This window comes from Pseudoduganella sp. GW821-FHT11H04 (genome assembly GCF_058807935.1).
In genome coordinates, this window is record NZ_JBXARE010000003.1 from 261,797 (window position 1) to 278,475 (window position 16,679).

13 protein-coding genes are annotated in these 16,679 nt (G+C 61.2%); 10 read left to right on the forward strand and 3 right to left on the reverse strand.

Annotated elements, in window-relative coordinates:
* Positions 1–2: 2 nt before the first annotated feature.
* Complete coding sequence (locus AC1RTP_RS08245) at positions 3–2,024, reverse strand: oxidoreductase (RefSeq protein ID WP_498606278.1); 2,022 nt, start codon at positions 2,022–2,024, stop codon at positions 3–5.
* Between the two features lie 138 nt (positions 2,025–2,162).
* Here AC1RTP_RS08245 and AC1RTP_RS08250 point away from each other — a divergent pair, with 138 nt between their 5' ends.
* The 7 genes from AC1RTP_RS08250 (at position 2,163) to AC1RTP_RS08280 (ending at position 10,984) form a co-directional block, all read left to right on the forward strand.
* Positions 2,163–2,690, forward strand: a complete 528-nt coding sequence (locus AC1RTP_RS08250; protein ID WP_498606280.1) for a PadR family transcriptional regulator — start codon at positions 2,163–2,165, stop codon at positions 2,688–2,690.
* A gap of 44 nt (positions 2,691–2,734) precedes the next feature.
* Positions 2,735–3,100, forward strand: coding sequence for a carboxymuconolactone decarboxylase family protein (locus AC1RTP_RS08255; protein WP_498606282.1), 366 nt, complete (start codon positions 2,735–2,737; stop codon positions 3,098–3,100).
* A 40-nt stretch (positions 3,101–3,140) separates the two neighbouring features.
* Positions 3,141–3,848 (forward strand): substrate-binding periplasmic protein, encoded by a 708-nt coding sequence (locus AC1RTP_RS08260; RefSeq protein WP_498606284.1) that lies wholly within the window; start codon positions 3,141–3,143, stop codon positions 3,846–3,848.
* Between the two features lie 270 nt (positions 3,849–4,118).
* Positions 4,119–5,969, forward strand: coding sequence for a glycosyl hydrolase family 18 protein (locus tag AC1RTP_RS08265; RefSeq protein ID WP_498606285.1), 1,851 nt, complete (start codon positions 4,119–4,121; stop codon positions 5,967–5,969).
* A 63-nt stretch (positions 5,970–6,032) separates the two neighbouring features.
* Complete coding sequence (locus AC1RTP_RS08270; RefSeq protein ID WP_498606287.1) at positions 6,033–7,049, forward strand: cupin-like domain-containing protein; 1,017 nt, start codon at positions 6,033–6,035, stop codon at positions 7,047–7,049.
* Between the two features lie 14 nt (positions 7,050–7,063).
* On the forward strand, positions 7,064–9,562 hold the full coding sequence (locus AC1RTP_RS08275) for a chitinase C-terminal domain-containing protein (protein WP_498606289.1): 2,499 nt from the start codon (positions 7,064–7,066) through the stop codon (positions 9,560–9,562).
* Positions 9,563–9,574: 12 nt separating this feature from the next.
* Positions 9,575–10,984 (forward strand): glycoside hydrolase family 19 protein, encoded by a 1,410-nt coding sequence (locus AC1RTP_RS08280; protein WP_498606291.1) that lies wholly within the window; start codon positions 9,575–9,577, stop codon positions 10,982–10,984.
* 6 nt (positions 10,985–10,990) lie between these two features.
* Here AC1RTP_RS08280 and AC1RTP_RS08285 read toward each other — a convergent pair whose 3' ends face one another.
* Positions 10,991–12,664 carry a vWA domain-containing protein gene (locus AC1RTP_RS08285; RefSeq protein WP_498606293.1) on the reverse strand — a complete coding sequence of 558 codons (1,674 nt, stop codon included), beginning with the start codon at positions 12,662–12,664 and terminating at the stop codon, positions 10,991–10,993.
* 83 nt (positions 12,665–12,747) lie between these two features.
* Positions 12,748–13,203 carry an Ohr family peroxiredoxin gene (locus tag AC1RTP_RS08290; protein WP_498606296.1) on the reverse strand — a complete coding sequence of 152 codons (456 nt, stop codon included), beginning with the start codon at positions 13,201–13,203 and terminating at the stop codon, positions 12,748–12,750.
* A 185-nt stretch (positions 13,204–13,388) separates the two neighbouring features.
* Between AC1RTP_RS08290 and AC1RTP_RS08295 the strand changes: the two genes are divergently transcribed.
* The 3 genes from AC1RTP_RS08295 (at position 13,389) to AC1RTP_RS08305 (ending at position 16,634) form a co-directional block, all read left to right on the forward strand.
* Entirely contained in the window at positions 13,389–14,273 is an 885-nt protein-coding gene (locus AC1RTP_RS08295) for a LysR family transcriptional regulator (protein WP_498606299.1), read from the forward strand.
* Between the two features lie 79 nt (positions 14,274–14,352).
* Entirely contained in the window at positions 14,353–15,498 is a 1,146-nt protein-coding gene (locus tag AC1RTP_RS08300) for an agmatine deiminase family protein (RefSeq protein WP_498606301.1), read from the forward strand.
* Positions 15,499–15,527: 29 nt separating this feature from the next.
* The gene (locus AC1RTP_RS08305; RefSeq protein WP_498606304.1) at positions 15,528–16,634 is read left to right on the forward strand and encodes an agmatine deiminase family protein; all 1,107 of its coding nucleotides are present in this window, start codon (positions 15,528–15,530) and stop codon (positions 16,632–16,634) included.
* Positions 16,635–16,679: the final 45 nt, after the last annotated feature.

Below are 16,679 nucleotides of genomic sequence, written 5' to 3' on the forward strand. Positions count from 1 at the left end.
CCTTAAATGGCGGCAGCCAGTCGGGTGCCTTGGTTGATGGCGCGTTTTGCATCCAGTTCGGCGGCCACGTCGGCGCCGCCGATCAAGTGTACCTTGCAGCCCGCGTCGAGCAGACCTTGCTGCAGTTCGCGCAGCGGCTCCTGGCCGGCGCAAACGATCACATTATCCACCGGCAGCACGTGCTGCTGGCCTTCCACGGTGACGTGCAGGCCGGCGTCGTCGATGCGGTCATAGCTGACGCCCGATTGCATGTCCACGCGCTTGGCTTTCAGGCCGGTGCGGTGGATCCAGCCGGTGGTCTTGCCCAGGCCATCGCCAACCTTGCTGGTTTTACGCTGCAGCAGGTGCACCTTGCGCGGCGATGGATGCACGTCCGGCGCGCGCAGGCCGCCACGGTCGGCAAAGCCATTGTCGATGCCCCATTCGGCATAAAACTTTTCCGGCTCCAGGCTGGCGCTCTTGCCTTCGTGGGTCAGGTACTCCGACACGTCGAAGCCGATACCGCCTGCGCCGATCACCGCCACCTTCTTGCCGACCGCCGCGCCATCGCGCAGCACTTGCAGGTAGCCCAGCGCTTTCGGATGGTCGATGCCATCGATGGCCGGTGCGCGCGGCGTGACGCCGGTTGCCAGCACGATGTCGTCGAAGCCGCCTGCTGCCAGGCCGGCCACATCGACGCGGGTGTTCAAGTGCAGCTTCACGCCGGTCAGCTCGATCTGGCGGCCGAAGTAGCGCAGGGTTTCATTGAATTCTTCCTTGCCCGGCACTTTTTTCGCCACATTGAACTGGCCGCCGATTTCGCTGCCGGCGTCGAACAGGGTGACTTCATGGCCGCGCGAGGCCGCAGTGGTGGCGAAGCTCAGGCCCGCAGGACCGGCGCCCACCACGGCGATGCGCTTGGTTTGCTGCACCGGTGCGATTACCAGTTCGGTCTCGTGGCAGGCGCGCGGGTTCACGAGGCAGGAAGTGATCTTGCCGGAGAAGGTGTGATCCAGGCAGGCCTGGTTGCAGCCGATGCAGGTATTGATTTCGTCGGCGCGGTCTTCGCGCGCTTTCTGCATGAAGAGCGGGTCGGCCAGGAATGGACGCGCCATCGACACCATATTCGCAGAGCCTTCGGCCAGGATGCCTTCCGCCACTTCCGGCGTGTTGATGCGGTTGGTCGCCACCAGCGGAATGCCGACCTTGCCCATCAGGTTCCTGGTCACCCAGGCGAAACCGGCACGCGGCACCTTGGTCGCGATGGTCGGGATGCGCGCCTCGTGCCAGCCGATGCCGGTATTGAGAATGGTGGCGCCAGCCTTTTCAATAGCTTGCGCCAACTGCACCACTTCTTCCAGGGTCGAACCGCCTTCCACCAGGTCCAGCATAGAGAGGCGGTAGATGATGATGAAGTCCTGGCCCACGCGCTCGCGCACACGGCGCACGATTTCGACCGGGAAGCGCATGCGGTTCTCGTAGCTGCCGCCCCATTCGTCGGTACGCTGGTTGGTGCGGGCCGCGATGAATTCGTTAATCAGGTAGCCCTCGGAGCCCATGATTTCCACGCCGTCGTAGCCGGCTTCGCGTGCCAGCACGGCGCACTGGGCGTAGTCCTCGATGGTCTGCGCCACTTCTTCGGTGGACAACTCGTGCGGGGTGAACTGGTTGATCGGCGCCTTGATCGCGCTCGGGCCCACCAGTTTCGGATGGTAGGCGTAACGGCCAAAGTGCAGGATCTGCATGGCGATCTTGCCGCCTTCCGCGTGCACGGCGGCGGTCACGGTGCGGTGCTGCGCCACTTCTTCGGTGGTGGTCAGCTTTGCGCCGCCTTTCCACGGACGGCCAGCCTCGTTCGGTGAAATACCGCCGGTGACGATCAGCCCCACCTCGCCGCGCGCGCGCTCGGCGTAGAAGGCGGCCATGCGTTCAAAGCCGTTTTCTTCCTCTTCCAGGCCGACGTGCATGGAACCCATGATCACGCGGTTTTTCAGGGTGGTGAAGCCCAGGTCGAGCGGGGCGAGCAGGTGTGGGTAGCGGTACATGGGTGTCCTCTTTATGCAACTAGTTGCATAAATATAGCCCGGTTTTCACGTCTATGCAACCAGTTGCAGAGACGTTGTCGCTTGTCCGCATCGGCCTGCTGAGGCAAGATGGTGGCATCTTTCACATTGTTTCCCGCCATGTCTTTGCCTCACGCGCTGTTGACCTCACTGTCCGAGCGAGCCGGTTCCGGCTCGGAGCTGGCCCGGCGCTTCGATAAATCCATCGGTTTTTTCTGGGCCGCCACCCACCAGCAGATCTACCGCGAGCTGGCGCGCCTGGAGCAAGCCGGCTGGATCGAGTCCCTGCCCGCCGAAACTGGCCGCGGCCGCAAACGTGCTTATCGGGTCCTGCCGGCGGGTACCGCGGAGCTGCGGCGCTGGGTCGCCGAAAGCGAGGAACCCCGTCCCCAGCGCGATGCCCTCATGGTGCGCATCCGTGCCGAAGCGGCGGTTGGTCCTGCGGGGCTGGCCGAGGAAATGCGCCGCCACCTGGTCCTGCATGAAGCGAAACTGGCGCTGTACAAGAGTTTCGAACAGCGCGACTTTGCCAACGAAACCGCTTCGCGCGCACGGCAATTACAATTTGTGCTGCTGAAGGGCGGCATCGCGCAGGAAGAACTGGCGATCAATATGGCGCGCGAGGCTCTGCGCATCCTAGAAAGCTGACCTGGATCATTTCCCGGTCGGGCCGCCGGCTCTAAGATCCGGGAATGGATACCAATTACAAAGACCTCACCCAGGGCATTTCCGCCAACCTCGGCCAGTTGCGCAAGACCCAGCCGGAAGTCATGAAAGGCTTCAGCGATATTGGTAAAGCCGCCATGTCTGGCGGTGCGCTGGATCCCAAAACCAAGGAACTGATCGCGCTTGCCGTGGGCGTCGCCGCGCGCTGCGATGGCTGCATCGGCTTCCACACGAAGGCGCTGGCGCGGCTTGGCGCCACAACCGAAGAGGTGCACGAAGCCCTTGGAGTCGCCATCTACATGGGCGGCGGTCCGGTCGCGATGTATGCGGCCAATGCGGTTGCAGCCTTCCAGGAATTTACGCCCGAGACTTTGCAGCTTCGGGAGGCGTAGCCGGTGTTATGCTCCCGGTAGGGGATTGCCGGGAGTTGAAATGCGTCGTAGGACCGTTTTGGGGATTGCGCTGTCTGGATTGCTGCCAGCATGGGCAGGCGCGCAAGCTTTGCCGGTCATGAATGTCTCCACCCTGGTTGGTGACGATCCCGCTGCCGTTATCTCGGAACAGGTCCTGCGCGAAGCTTACCGGCGCCTGGGCCGCACCCTGGTCGTACACCAACTGCCCGGCGAACGTTCGCTGGTCTACGCGAACGAGGGCAAGATGGATGGCGAGCTGTATCGCAAGCTTGGCCTTGATCGCGATTATCCAAACCTGATCATCGTTCCCGTTCCGCTGTTGACCTTCGAGCTAGTGATCTTCACGCGCGGGACTTCCTTCGTGGTCAACGGGTGGGAAAGCCTGCGCCCTTATACGATGGGCTTTGTGCGCGGGAATAAGATCGCTCAGGAAAACACCAGGGGCATGAAGGTTGAACAGGTGCCGACCATGCATCAGGCTTTTGAAAAGCTGATGATGGGGCGCACCGACCTGGTTCTGGGCCATCGCGCTTCCGGCATGGCGGTGGTGCGCAGCCAGAAGCTGGATGGCATCATGGTGCTTGAACCGCCGCTGGCTTCCTTCCCCGTCTATCACTACGTGAACAAGAAGCACGAAGCTCTTGTCCCTGAGCTGACCCGCGTGCTGCGGCAGATGCAGGCCGAGCGGACCATCGAACGCATCCAGCGCTCATTCCCCGGAAGCTGAGCAGTAATACCACTCGTTAGCGTGTCTGGCGCTGGTATTCACCGTTTAACGGAATGTCTCATTTGAGACATCGCCTATCTCATTCTCAAATCGTTTCCAGAAGCGTCTTTTTCGGCGCGTTCCTCTTTTGCAACTGGTCTTATATTGGCAGCATTTATGGAAACCACTTGACTACCAATTTTCGTAAATCCATTCTACCCCGACAACCACAACGCGATGGAGGAGGGAGAAATGGAACGAAAGGTTTCGAGAAGTTTTTTGGTCGCCGGATTGACAGGTAGTCTTTTGGCGGCCTGCGGTGGCGGCAACGGCGATGTCGCGCAACAGCCGACCAAGACGCTGGCGTCGAGCACAGTGTCGGAGTCTTGTCCGGCCTGGAGTGCGAGCGCGACCTATACGGCCGGCATGTGCGTCACCTATAACGGCGTCGTGTACAAGGCCAAATGGTGGACGCAGAACAATGTGCCGGGCACCGAGCAATATGGCCCTTGGGAGCAGCAGGCGGGCACGCCGACTCCGACTCCGACACCGACACCGACGCCTACGCCAACGCCGACTCCTAGCGGCGACTGCCCAGCGTGGAGCGCCAGCGCTGTCTACACCGGCGGCATGTGCATCACTTACAGCGGCTCAGTGTACAAGGCTAAGTGGTGGACGCAGAACAATGTCCCGGGCACCGATCCGAACGGCCCATGGGAGCTGCAGGCGACGACTCCGACGCCGACGCCTACTCCGACACCAACCCCGACGCCTACTCCAACGCCGACGCCAACGCCAACGCCTACTCCAACACCGACACCTACTCCGACGCCAACGCCAACGCCGAATGGCCGCGAGATCGGCTCTTACTTCGCGCAGTGGGGCGTGTACGGCCGCGATTACGAAGTAGCCGATATCCACACCGCGAAAACGCCGGTGAACGGAGTGCAAACCAGCGTTGCCGACCAGCTCACCTTCATCAACTACGCCTTCGGCAACGTGTATCAGAAGAACGGCGGCTACGAATGCGACATGGTCACGAAAGCGGAAGTCGGCAACGATAATCCGTCATCGCCGGATGCCGGCACCGGCGGCGACTCCTACGCCGATTACCAGCGCCAGCCGAAACGCACGGTCAACGGCCAATCCGTGCCATGGGACGCACCGCTGTCCGGCAACTTCCTGCAACTGAAGCTGCTGAAGCAACAGCATCCGAACCTGAAGGTGTTCATCTCGCTTGGCGGCTGGAGCTGGTCCAAGTTCTTCTCCGCCGCAGCGAAAACCGACGCCCTGCGCAAGCAGCTGGCCAAGTCCTGCGTGAAGATGTTCATCGCCGGCGACTTGCCAGTACAGGATGGACGCGGCGGCCCAGGCGCAGCCAAGGGCGTGTTTGACGGCATCGACATCGACTGGGAATACCCGGGCGGCGGCGGCCAGCCATACAACACCTTCGATGCGGCCAACGACAAGCACAACTTCACGCTGCTGATGGCCGAATTCCGCGCCCAGCTAGACGCGCAAGGCACAACCGACAGCAAGCATTACGCGCTGACGGCAGCAATCGGCGCCGGTGTCGACAAGATCGCCAACACCGAGCCAGGCCAATACGCGCCGTATATGGACTGGGTGAACGTGATGACCTACGACTTCCACGGCGCGTGGGAATCGACCACCAACTTCCATTCGCCGCTGTATCACGATGCGGCCGATCCGGCGACCGGCAACCTGGCCAAGTACAACGCCAACGACGGTATTGCAGCTTTGGTGGCGGCCGGTATGCCGAAGAACAAGATCCTGCTCGGGGTTCCGTTCTATGGGCGCGGTTGGAAGGGCGTGGCTGCCGGACCGAATGGCAATGGCCTGTACCAGACGGCCAGCGGTGGCGCAGCAGGCACGTACGAAACCGGCATCGACGACTACAAGGTCTTGCGCAACAAGACTGGCCAGCGTTGGTACCACCCGGTGACCAAGCAACTCTACCTCTACACCAGCACCGGCGAGTGGTGGAGCTATGACGATCCGACTGTGATCGGCAACAAGATGCAGTATGTTCGCGATCAGGGCCTGCGCGGTGCGTTCTCGTGGGAGCTGGACGGCGATGCCAGTGGCGCGCTGACAAGCGAAGTCTGGAAAGGGCGCTAGTCCTTTGCTCCTTACCGGCGGCGTCCCCCAGCGCCGCCGGCTTTTTCCCATTTGGAGGCGACCATGAAACGTCGTGCGACGGTGCATTCCCTTGGCATCAGCGATGAGTGGCGGCGCTGGATTGCCGAAAACCTGATGCTGGGCCACTCACCTGCAACCCTGGCCGGCATTCTTGGCCAATCCGGCATTCCTCCCCAACTGGCGCAGGCCGAAATCACCGCGGCCATCAACAGCCCTTACCTGCATGGCGTGCAACGCCTGCATAACCGGCTGGCAAAGCGTGATTGGCTCTTGGGCATCCAGGCACGCCTGAACCGCATGGCGCCGCAAGAAGTGCCGCGCCGCGAGCACCTGACGGCAGACGCCTTCCTGCATGAGCATTACCTGTGCAACCGCCCTGTGATCATCACCGGCACGCTCGATGACTGGGCTGCGCGCGGCAAGTGGTCGCTGGACTGGCTGGAAGCACAGTTCGGCGAGCGCGAAGTCGAAGTGCAATTCGGCCGCAATGCCGACGCCGATTATGAGATGAACAGCATCGCGCACAAGCGCCTCATGCCTTTCGGTGAATACGTGGCATTGGTGGAGAACAGCGGCCGCACCAACGACTTTTACATGACGGCCAATAACGACGGGCGAAACCGGCAAGCGCTGGATGAACTCTGGCGGGAAATGCCCCTTTTGCCGGAATATCTGAATGGCGAGCGCAAAGGATTTTTCTGGCTTGGACCGGCGGGTACAGTCACGCCCTTCCATCATGACCTCACCAACAACTTCATGATCCAGGTGATGGGCCGCAAACGTGTGCGGCTGATCGCGCCGTGCGAAACACCGAAACTGCAGAACCAGCGCCATTGCTTTACTCCCGTCGATGGCCGCGATATCGACCTGCAGCGCTTTCCTTCGATGGCCGGCGTGCCGGTCATCGATTGCGAGCTCGCGCCGGGCGAAATCCTGTTCCTGCCGGTCGGCTGGTGGCATTTCGTCGAGGCGCTCGACATCTCTCTCACCATCTCGACGACGCACTTCCGCTGGGATAACGATTTTTACAGCAGCTATCCGAATAACCACGATTTCTAATAAACGGAGACAGCATGATTTTTCGACCCAATGTTTTGATGCTGGCGCTAGTCGGCAGCGCCATCGCCGGCTGCGGCGGCGGCAACAGTTCGACTACCCAGCAATCCACACGCACGCTTGCGGAGGCGGTGGTGTCCTGCGCCGCATGGAGCGCCAGCACAGCCTATACCGCTGGCGCCTGTGTCACCTATAACGGCGTTACGTACAAGGCGAAGTGGTGGACCCAGAACAATATCCCTGGCACCGAGCAATATGGGCCGTGGGAGCAGCAGGCGGCAACGCCCACGCCTACTCCGACTCCAACCCCGACACCCACGCCAACGCCTACACCTGCCGGCGACTGCCCCGCATGGAGCGCCAGCGCGGTCTACACCGCCGGCATGTGCGCCACCTATAACGGCTCCGTGTACAAGGCGAAGTGGTGGACGCAGAACAATGTGCCAGGCACCGATCCGAGCGGTCCATGGGAACTGCAGACGGCCACGCCGACGCCTACCCCGACTCCGACTCCAACTCCGACTCCGACGCCAACCCCAACACCGACACCGACGCCTGTGGCATGCCGCCCCGACGGCCTGGCCTCGCCTGTGCCAAACGTCCCATACTGCGGCGTGTACGACGCCAACGGCCGCGAAAAACTGGCGAACGGCCTGAATCGCCGCATCGTCGGTTACTTCACCAGCTGGCGCACCGGCGCTAATGGCCAGCCGTCCTACCTGGTCAACGACATCCCATGGCAAAACATCACCCATGTGAACTACGCCTTCGCCAGCGTAGGCACCGACGCCAAAGTACAAATCGGCAGTGGCGCGAATAACCCGGATACCGGCATCACCTGGCCGAACGTCCCCGCCGCAGCGATGGACCCATCACTGCCGTATAAAGGACACTTCAACCTGCTGGCGCAATACAAGAAGAAGTACCCCGGCGTGAAGATCATCCTGTCGGTAGGCGGCTGGGCAGGCAGCACCGGCTTCTACACCGCCACCACCAATGCCGACGGCAGCACCAACACGAACGGCATCAACACCCTGGCCGACTCGATGGTCTCGTTCCTGCGCCAGTACACCTTCTTCGACGGGATCGACATCGATTACGAGCACCCGACCACCAATAACGAAGCAGGCAACCCGCTCGACTTCCAAGTCTCCAAGCCCCGCCTGGCCGGCCTGATGAAGAGCTACAATCAACTGTTGAAAACCGTGCGCGAAAAGCTCGACAACGCAGCGGTGGCCGACAACAAGTACTACATGCTGACCATTGCCGGTTCCGCCTCCGCCTGGATCTTGCGCGGCGAGGAAAACTTGTCCGGCCTGAAGTACCTCGATTACGCCAGCCTGATGTCCTATGACCTGCACGGCGGATGGAACCAGTACGTCGGCCCCAACGCCGCACTGTTCGACGACGGCAACGACGCCGAACTCAAAGCCGGCAACGCTTACCAGTATGGCGGCATCGGCTACCTGAACGTCGACTGGGCCTATCGCTACTACCGCGGTGCACTGCAAGCGGGACGCATTAATATCGGCGTTCCGTACTACACGCGCGGCTGGAAAGAAGTCACTGGCGGAACGAACGGCTTATGGGGAACCAGTCCAGTCGTCACGGACACCGTCGCCTGCGCCGGCGTCAAAACCTGCGGCAAAGGCGCCACCGGCATCGACAACGTCTGGTACGACCTGGACACCAACGGCAACCCGGTCCCAGGCGGCGGCAATCCTTTGTGGCATGCGCTTAACCTGCAAAACGCCATTGTGCCTTCCTACCTCGACGCATACGGCGTCACCGAAAAGACCATCACCGGCACATACAGTCCGCAATACAGCGCAACGCTAGCCGCGCCGTGGCTGTGGAACGCGACGCGCAAGGTCTTCCTCTCGACCGAAACGGCACAATCGATCACCGCCAAGACCAACTACGTGGTGAACAACGGCATCGGCGGCATCATGATCTGGGAGCTGGCCGGCGACTACGCATGGAACTCGGCGCGGAACGAGTACTTCATGGGCTACACGCTGACGAACAACATTGCCAGCGCCTTCCGTGGCGCCGCCCCATATGGCGTCCAGCGTGCGGAGTCCGTGATTCCTGCCAGCAGTGCGAAGGTCAGTATCTCGCTGGGCGGCTGGAAACTGGGCGACAGCAACTACCCGATCAACCCTGTGATGACAGTGACGAACAATAGCGCCACCACGATTCCCGGCGGCTCGGTGGTGGAATTCGACTACCCAGTTTCCGCGCCCGCCAATATGAGCGACCAGTCAGGGTATGGCCTGGTTGTCACGAAGGCAGGCTACAGCGGGCCGAATAATATCGGCGGCTTCACGGCCAACTTCAACCACGCGAAATTCACGATACCGGCATGGCAATCGCTGGCTCCGGGCGCTTCGGTCTCGCTCACGTTGAACTACACCTTGCCGATCAGCGGCCCGTCCGCCTTCACGATCACCGTGAGCGGCGTGCGCTATGCCCTCAGCGAGGAATATCCCAACCTGCCGGTTGCGCTTCCATAAGCGGAGAATGACATGCGAGCTATCAGTTATCCGATACTCGCGCTGTCCCTGCTGCTGTCCGCCTGTGGTGGCGGCAGCGGCAGCGCAGACGGCGCAGCGCAAGTCCGCACGCTGGCAACTGGAACGGTTTCCAGTTGCCCGGCGTGGAGCACGAGCCAGGTCTACACAGCGGGAATGTGCGCCATTTACCAGGGCAAGCAATATGAAGCCAAGTGGTGGACGCAGGGGAACGCACCGAGCCAGGCCGATACCTGGGGACCATGGAAGTACATTGCCGATGCGAGCGATCCACCGACAACGCCCACCGATCCGCCAACGCAGCCAGGCGGCGTGCCGACGAAAGCCCAGGCGGAAGCGCGCGAGAAGGCGCTAACGGACAATGATTTCTTCCGCAGCGTAAAGGCGTCGATACGGACGCTCGACAACACCGCAGTGGAAGCTGTGGCGCCCGGTGCTGCAAGCAATCCCGCCAACGTCAAACGTGTGGAGCGCCTGCTGTCATCTGCCAAATGGGACTACTACTTCCCCGTGAGGGAAGCGAGCTATGAATACCGGCGCTTCCTGCAATCGGTAGCGAAGTTCCCAGCTGTATGCGGCGACTACAGCGACGGCAGGAATGCGGACGCCATCTGCCGTCAGTCGCTCGCCACCATGTTTGCCCACTTCGCGCAGGAGACGGGCGAACACAATGCAAGCCTGCCGCAACCGCAATGGCGCCAGGGCCTGAAGTACTTGCGCGAGTTGGGATGCAGCGAGGATGGCGCGGGCTGCGGCTACAACACGGAATGTGCGGACCCCGTGTTCAATACCGTCTGGACTTGCGGAAAAAACGTCGATGGCAGCTACAAGAAATACTTTGGGCGAGGCGCCAAGCAGCTGTCCTACAACTATAACTACGGACCGTTCTCGCAGGTGATGTTCAACGGTGACCAGTCGGTGCTGCTGAAGAATCCCGACCAGGTTGCGTCGACGTGGCTGAACCTTGCCTCTGCCACGTTCTTCTTCGTCTACCCGCAGCCGCCCAAGCCATCGATGCTGCACGTGATCGACGGCAGCTGGAAGCCGAATGCCAGCGATATCGCAGCCGGCGCTGGCAACAATTTCGCCACCACGATCATGATCATCAATGCGGAATGCGGCACCGGCAGTGAAAAGCCGGCGGCGCAGAACCGCATCGATTATTACCGGCAGTTCGCGGCCGATCTTGGCTGGGATGTGACGGGCGAGCAGCTGTCCTGCGCCAATATGCAGCGCTTCGGCCCCGCCAGTTCTGCTTCCTATAACATCTACTGGGAAAAGAACTGGAACAGCGGGGGCGACTACCAGTGCCAACTGGTGAACTACCAGACGCCTTACAACGCCCTCATCGCTGGAAATTACGTGAAATGCGTTGAGCGTAACTGGAACGTCACGCTCAACTAATCCGCATTAGCGCTGCGCCGTGGCGCCGACTGCGCCGAGGGTTTCCGCCATTCGAACCATTTTCACGAATTCGGCGCGGTATCCATCGGGGTCGGCGCCACGCGCGCCTTCCGCCAGCTTCGCAATGTCGCCGTAGCTGAAATCCGCCAGTTGCTGTTCGCCGCGCAGGCGCTGGCCAAAGGCTGCAACGGCGACTGCAAAGCGCTGGTCGTCCGGCGCCGCATCGAGTGAGCTGCGTGCGTTGCCGGCCAATACCGCGTGATCAAGCTGCTTGCTGACTGACTGGCCAGGCAGCTTGTAGCGCACCTTCACGTAGCAAAGCTCATCGCCTTTGCCGGCCGTAGCTTTGTCCTTGCCTGGTTTCGCGTAACGCAGGGGGTCAACCAGGGCGGAGGCATTGGCTGCAGGAGTGATTTCGTAGATGGCCGTCACATTGTGGCCCGCGCCCATGTCGCCGGCATCAACCTTGTCGTCCTTGAAGTCCTGGCGGTTCAGCATACGGGTTTCGTAGCCGACCAGGCGATAGGCGGCCACTTGCGCAGGGTTGAATTCAACCTGCACCTTCACGTCGTTCGCGATCGGGAACATGGTCGAACCCAGCTCCTGCGCCAGGGCTTTGCGCGCTTCAAGCAGATTGTCGATGTAGGCAGCATTGCCGTTACCGGATTGGGTCAGGCGCTGGATCAGGACGTCGTTCAGGTTGCCCAGGCCAACACCGAACACGGACAGGTAGATGCCAGACTTACGCTTATCGACAATGAATTTTTCAAGCTGCTTCGGATCGGTGATGCCGATATTGAAGTCGCCATCGGTCGCCAGGATCACGCGATTCACGGCTTTCGGATCGAAGTTGCGTTCGGCCTGTGCGTATGCGCGCTGCAGGCCATCTCCGCCCGCCGTACCGCCGGCGGCATGCAGGTTGTCGATCACGTCGATGATCTTTTGCTTATTCTTGCCGCTGGTCGGCTCAAGCGCAACGGCGGTGCCGTTGGCGTAAGTGACGATGGAAACCGTATCGTCATCGCGCAGCTGCTGGGCGAACAGGCGGAAGCCTTGCTGTAGCAGCGGCAGGCGGTCGCGCGGCCCCATCGAGCCGGAGATGTCCACCAGCAGCACGACGTTGGCGCGCGGGCGAGCGGCGGCCTGGATGTCGTAGCCTTTCAACGCAATGTGAACCAGCTGGTTGCCCTTCTGCCAGGGGCTCGGCATGACCTCAGTGGTGACGGCAAACGGCTCGCTGGCCTTGGCCGGCACTTTGTACTGGTAGGGGAAGTAGTTGACCATCTCTTCGACCCGCACAGCTTGCAGCGGCGGCATGCGGCCATCGGACAGCATGCGGCGTACGAAGGCGTAAGAAGCTGTGTCGACATCGACGCTGAAGGTGGAAACCGGCTGCTCGCTGACCAGCATCGATTTGTTGGCGTCCTTTTCGGGGAATTTGTCTACAGCTTCCGGCAAGTACGACATTTGCGGCGCCATGCCCGCATACGTTTGTGGCGCGGGCGCGTATTTCGCAAGCGGCTCGCGCGAGCGCGCCGCGGTGAGATTGACCGGTGCAGGGGCAGGCGGCGGTGCAGCCAGCACCTGCGGTTGGGCCTGCTCCACGTTCGGCGTGCTGCAGGCAGCAAGCGTCAACATGCCTGCCGCCACGACAGGGGCGAATCCTTTGATCTTTTTCATGGTGGACGTCCTTTGGTAATTATTGTCTTGCTAACTTCCCCCAAAGGAACGTCCGGTGCAACGATGGTTACATCTTGTAGCGCTTAAGCAGTGACGACATTGATTACCACGTCGATATTGCCGCGTACTGCTTTCGAGTATGGGCAGATTGTGTCGGCGAAATGCGCGACCTCGGTCACGGCAGCGTGGTCGGCGCCAGGCGCGAATACGGTCAAGCGAGCTTGCAGGAAGTAGCCACCAGTGCCCGCGCCCAGGTCCACTTCGATTTCGACGTGGGTATCAGCCGGCAGGGCGACTTTCTTTTCCTTGGCGGCGAGGCCGACAGCGCCCGAATAGCAGGCCGACCAGGCGCCGGCGAACAGTTGTTCGGCGAGCGGGTGCGGCTGGGTACCTTCAACATCGATGACACGGCCGGAAGGGTTGCCTGGCGTGGTCAGGTGAAGGTTGAGGAAGCCTTCAGGATTGCCGGAAAAGATCGCGTTATCAACAGGCGTAGTGCGGGTTTTGCCGGTGGCGAGGACTTTGGTGATTTTGCTCATGGTTAGCTCCATTGGGTGGTTTAGTTTGAATCGCTTACGATGCAATCGCATTCGATGAACAGGAGTATAGCCGCGCAATTTGCGATGTCAAGCGGATTCGATTGCATCGTGTGCGATAGTTATTTAGCTTGAGCGCAATTGATGGACAGAGGAAAATTTCGGCAATATCTACCAAGCAGGCTCATATGTCGAACTCCAGATTGCCCTCATTCAAGTTCCTGATCGGCTTTGAGGCGGCCGCGCGCCTGGGCAATTACTCGCGTGCAGCGGATGAGTTGTGCATTTCACAATCCGCCGTCAGCCACCAGATCGCCCAGCTGGAGCAGCAGCTCGGCCAGCCACTGTTCCGCCGCAAAGGCCGGGGCGTGGAATTGACGGTCGCGGGCCGCCTGCTGCTGGACAGCGTCGGCAAATCGCTGGAACAGATCCGCAATGGCCTGAACCGGATCGAGACTTATATGGACGACAGCCTGGCCACCATCGTCTGCCCGGCCCATATCGCCAGCGGCTGGCTGCAGTCGCGCGTGGAGCGCCTGCGCGAAGCCCATCCCGCCCTGTGTCCAATCATTTCCATCGATGTGACGGCGCGCTATATCGACGAGCTGGATGTGGATATCTGCATCACCACCGAGCCGCTCAAGCAGCAAGGCTTGCACGAGGTGCCCCTGCACACGGACGTACTGATACCGGTCTGCGCCCCCGGCAAGGCCGCCAACCCCGACCTTGGCCTGGTCTGTATCGAAGGCGACCTGACCAGCGACTGGATCGGCCCCTTCATCCGTCGCCATTTCGGCGACCGGCGCAAGATAGCGATTTACGATGATCCGCGCCTGGCGCTGGATGCGGCCATCCGCGGCCGCGGCATAGCCCTGGTTTCAAGCCTGCTGGCCGACGACGCCCTTCGCACCGGCCAGCTGAAACTGCTGCCGGATTATCCATGCCTGCAACTGGGAACCGTATGGATTGCCCGCGTCGAGGGCGACACGCGCATCCCCCTGATCCGCGAAATGTTCGACAGCCTGCTGCATTTTGCTCAGACAGACGCGCCAATCATGAGCAATATCGATTAGTTGGGGCAATAAACATCAATTGTTCGCATGAGTGGTGGTTCGTAGAATTCGAACTTTCGAATCGCAACCAACACTCAATATGGCAAATCGACGTACTTTCCTTCAACTCGGCAGTCTCGGCCTGGTCGGTGGACTTATCAGCGCATGCGGCGGTGGCGGCGGAGATCACGGCGACACGCCCGCCGTGATCCCGCAACCAAAGCCAACACCCGAGCCAACATCCGCCGCCTGGCAAATGCCCGACGAGGGCAGCCCGCAGCGCGCGGTCTGGATGGCCTTCGCGGCGCGCGAATCGATTTGGGGCGCTGCTCTGCAACAACCGGTACAGCAGGCTTTGGCGCGCATCGCCAACGCAATCAGCGCCCACCATCCGGTGAAAATGTTGGTGAATCCGGAGGACGCTGCCGTGGCGCGCAAATTGTGCGGCGCCAATGTGCAGCTGATCGAGCACGCTATTGACGACTTGTGGATGCGCGACACCGGCTGCGTTTTCGTGCGCAACGCACGCCAGGAGCGCGCCGCACTCAGCTTCAATTTCAATGGCTGGGGCAACAAGCAGGCCCATGCACGAGATGCCACCGTGGCGGCACGCATGGCCGAGCTCAGCAGCATCCCCCTGGTGCGCAGCAAACTGGTCCTGGAAGGCGGAGGCATCGAAGTCGACGGCCAAGGCACGGCCATCATCACTGAAAGCTGCGTGCTGAACGCCAACCGCAACCCGGGCGTCAGTAAGGCCGATGCGGAAGTTGAGCTCAAGCGCCTGCTGGGCCTGGACAAAATCATCTGGCTGCCGGGTATCGCCGGGCGCGATATCACCGACGGCCACACCGACTTCTACGCGCGCTTCATCAAGCCCGGCGTGGTGGTGGCAGCAATGGACAACGACAGCAATTCCTTTGACTACACTGTAACTCGACGCCACCTTGAATTGCTGCGCACCGCAAGCGATGCGCGTGGCCGTCCATTGCAAATCATTACGCTGGAAACGCCTAAGCAGGTGCGTCCAGCCTACTCGGGCAAGGACTTCGCGGCGGGTTACGTGAACTTCCTGCTGACGGACAAAGCGCTGTACCTGCCCGAATTCGGCGACGCGGCAGCCGATACCGCCGCCCGCAGCGCACTAGCTGCACAGCTGCCCGGCCACCAGATCGTCCAGTTGAATATCGACGCCATCGCTGCCGGTGGCGGCGGCATTCACTGCACTACCCAACAAGAACCTGTTTGACCCACCAACCCGCTACCACAAGAGACACAATGCCGACCCGCAGAACCTTCATGCAGCAAATGGCCGCAGGCACTTTACTTGGATTGACCGGAGGCGCCGTGTGCGCACGCGGTATCGCTGCAAGCAGCTGGTACATGCCCGACGAGCACTTGCCGCAGGAGCGCGTATTCGTCTCCTACGCCGCATCGAGCACGGTCTGGAAGGATTGGGCGACACCGGTCAATGCAGCCGTGGCACGGCTGGCCAAAGCCATTGCCCGCTACCAGCCGGTGACCGTGTTCTGCCGCCCAGCGCAACTGTCACTGGCGCAGCGCGATTGCGGCACGAGCAATATCGACTACTTCCCGGTAGCGCTGGACGATATCTGGGTGCGTGATTACGGCGGTTGCTTCGTGGTCGACGGCACCGGCAACCTGGGCGTGGTGGACTTCAACTTCAACGGCTGGGGCGGCAAACAGCGCGCCGGCAGCGACACCCGCGTCGCCAAAGCCCTGAGCGAAGACCTGGAGGCGAGCTATTTTGTCAGCGCCCTGGTCGGCGAGGGCGGCGGCATCGAAGTGGACGGCCACGGTACCGGCATCATGACGGAAAGCTGCTGGGTCAACGCCAACCGCAATCCGCGCATGAGCAAGGCGCAGATCGAAGCGGAGCTGAAGCAGCGGCTCGGCCTACGCAAGATCATCTGGCTGCCGGGCATCCGCGACAAGGACATCACCGATGCCCACGTCGATTTCTACGCCCGCTTCGTGCGTCCCGGCGTGGTGGTGGTGAACCGCGACGACGACCCGCAATCTTATGACTACAACGTCACGCGCAAGCACCTGGATATCCTGAAAAACGCCACCGACGCCGATGGCCGCAAACTGGAGATCCACATCCTGCCGCCGCCGGCGAACCCGCGCAGCAACCGCTTCACCGAAAACAATCCCGATTTCGCCGCAGGCTACATTAATTACCTGCCAATCAACGGCGCCGTGATTGCACCGCAATTCGGCGACGCGGAAGCTGACGGCTATTGTTTCGACCTGCTCACCAAGCTCTATCCGGGCCGCGATATCGTGCAAATCGATATCGACCCGATTGCCGCCGGCGGCGGCGGCATTCACTGCGTCACGAAGCAGATGCCGCGCCTCTGACGATTGAAAATGCAGCTTGAGTGGCCGTAGTACTATGCTGAAGTG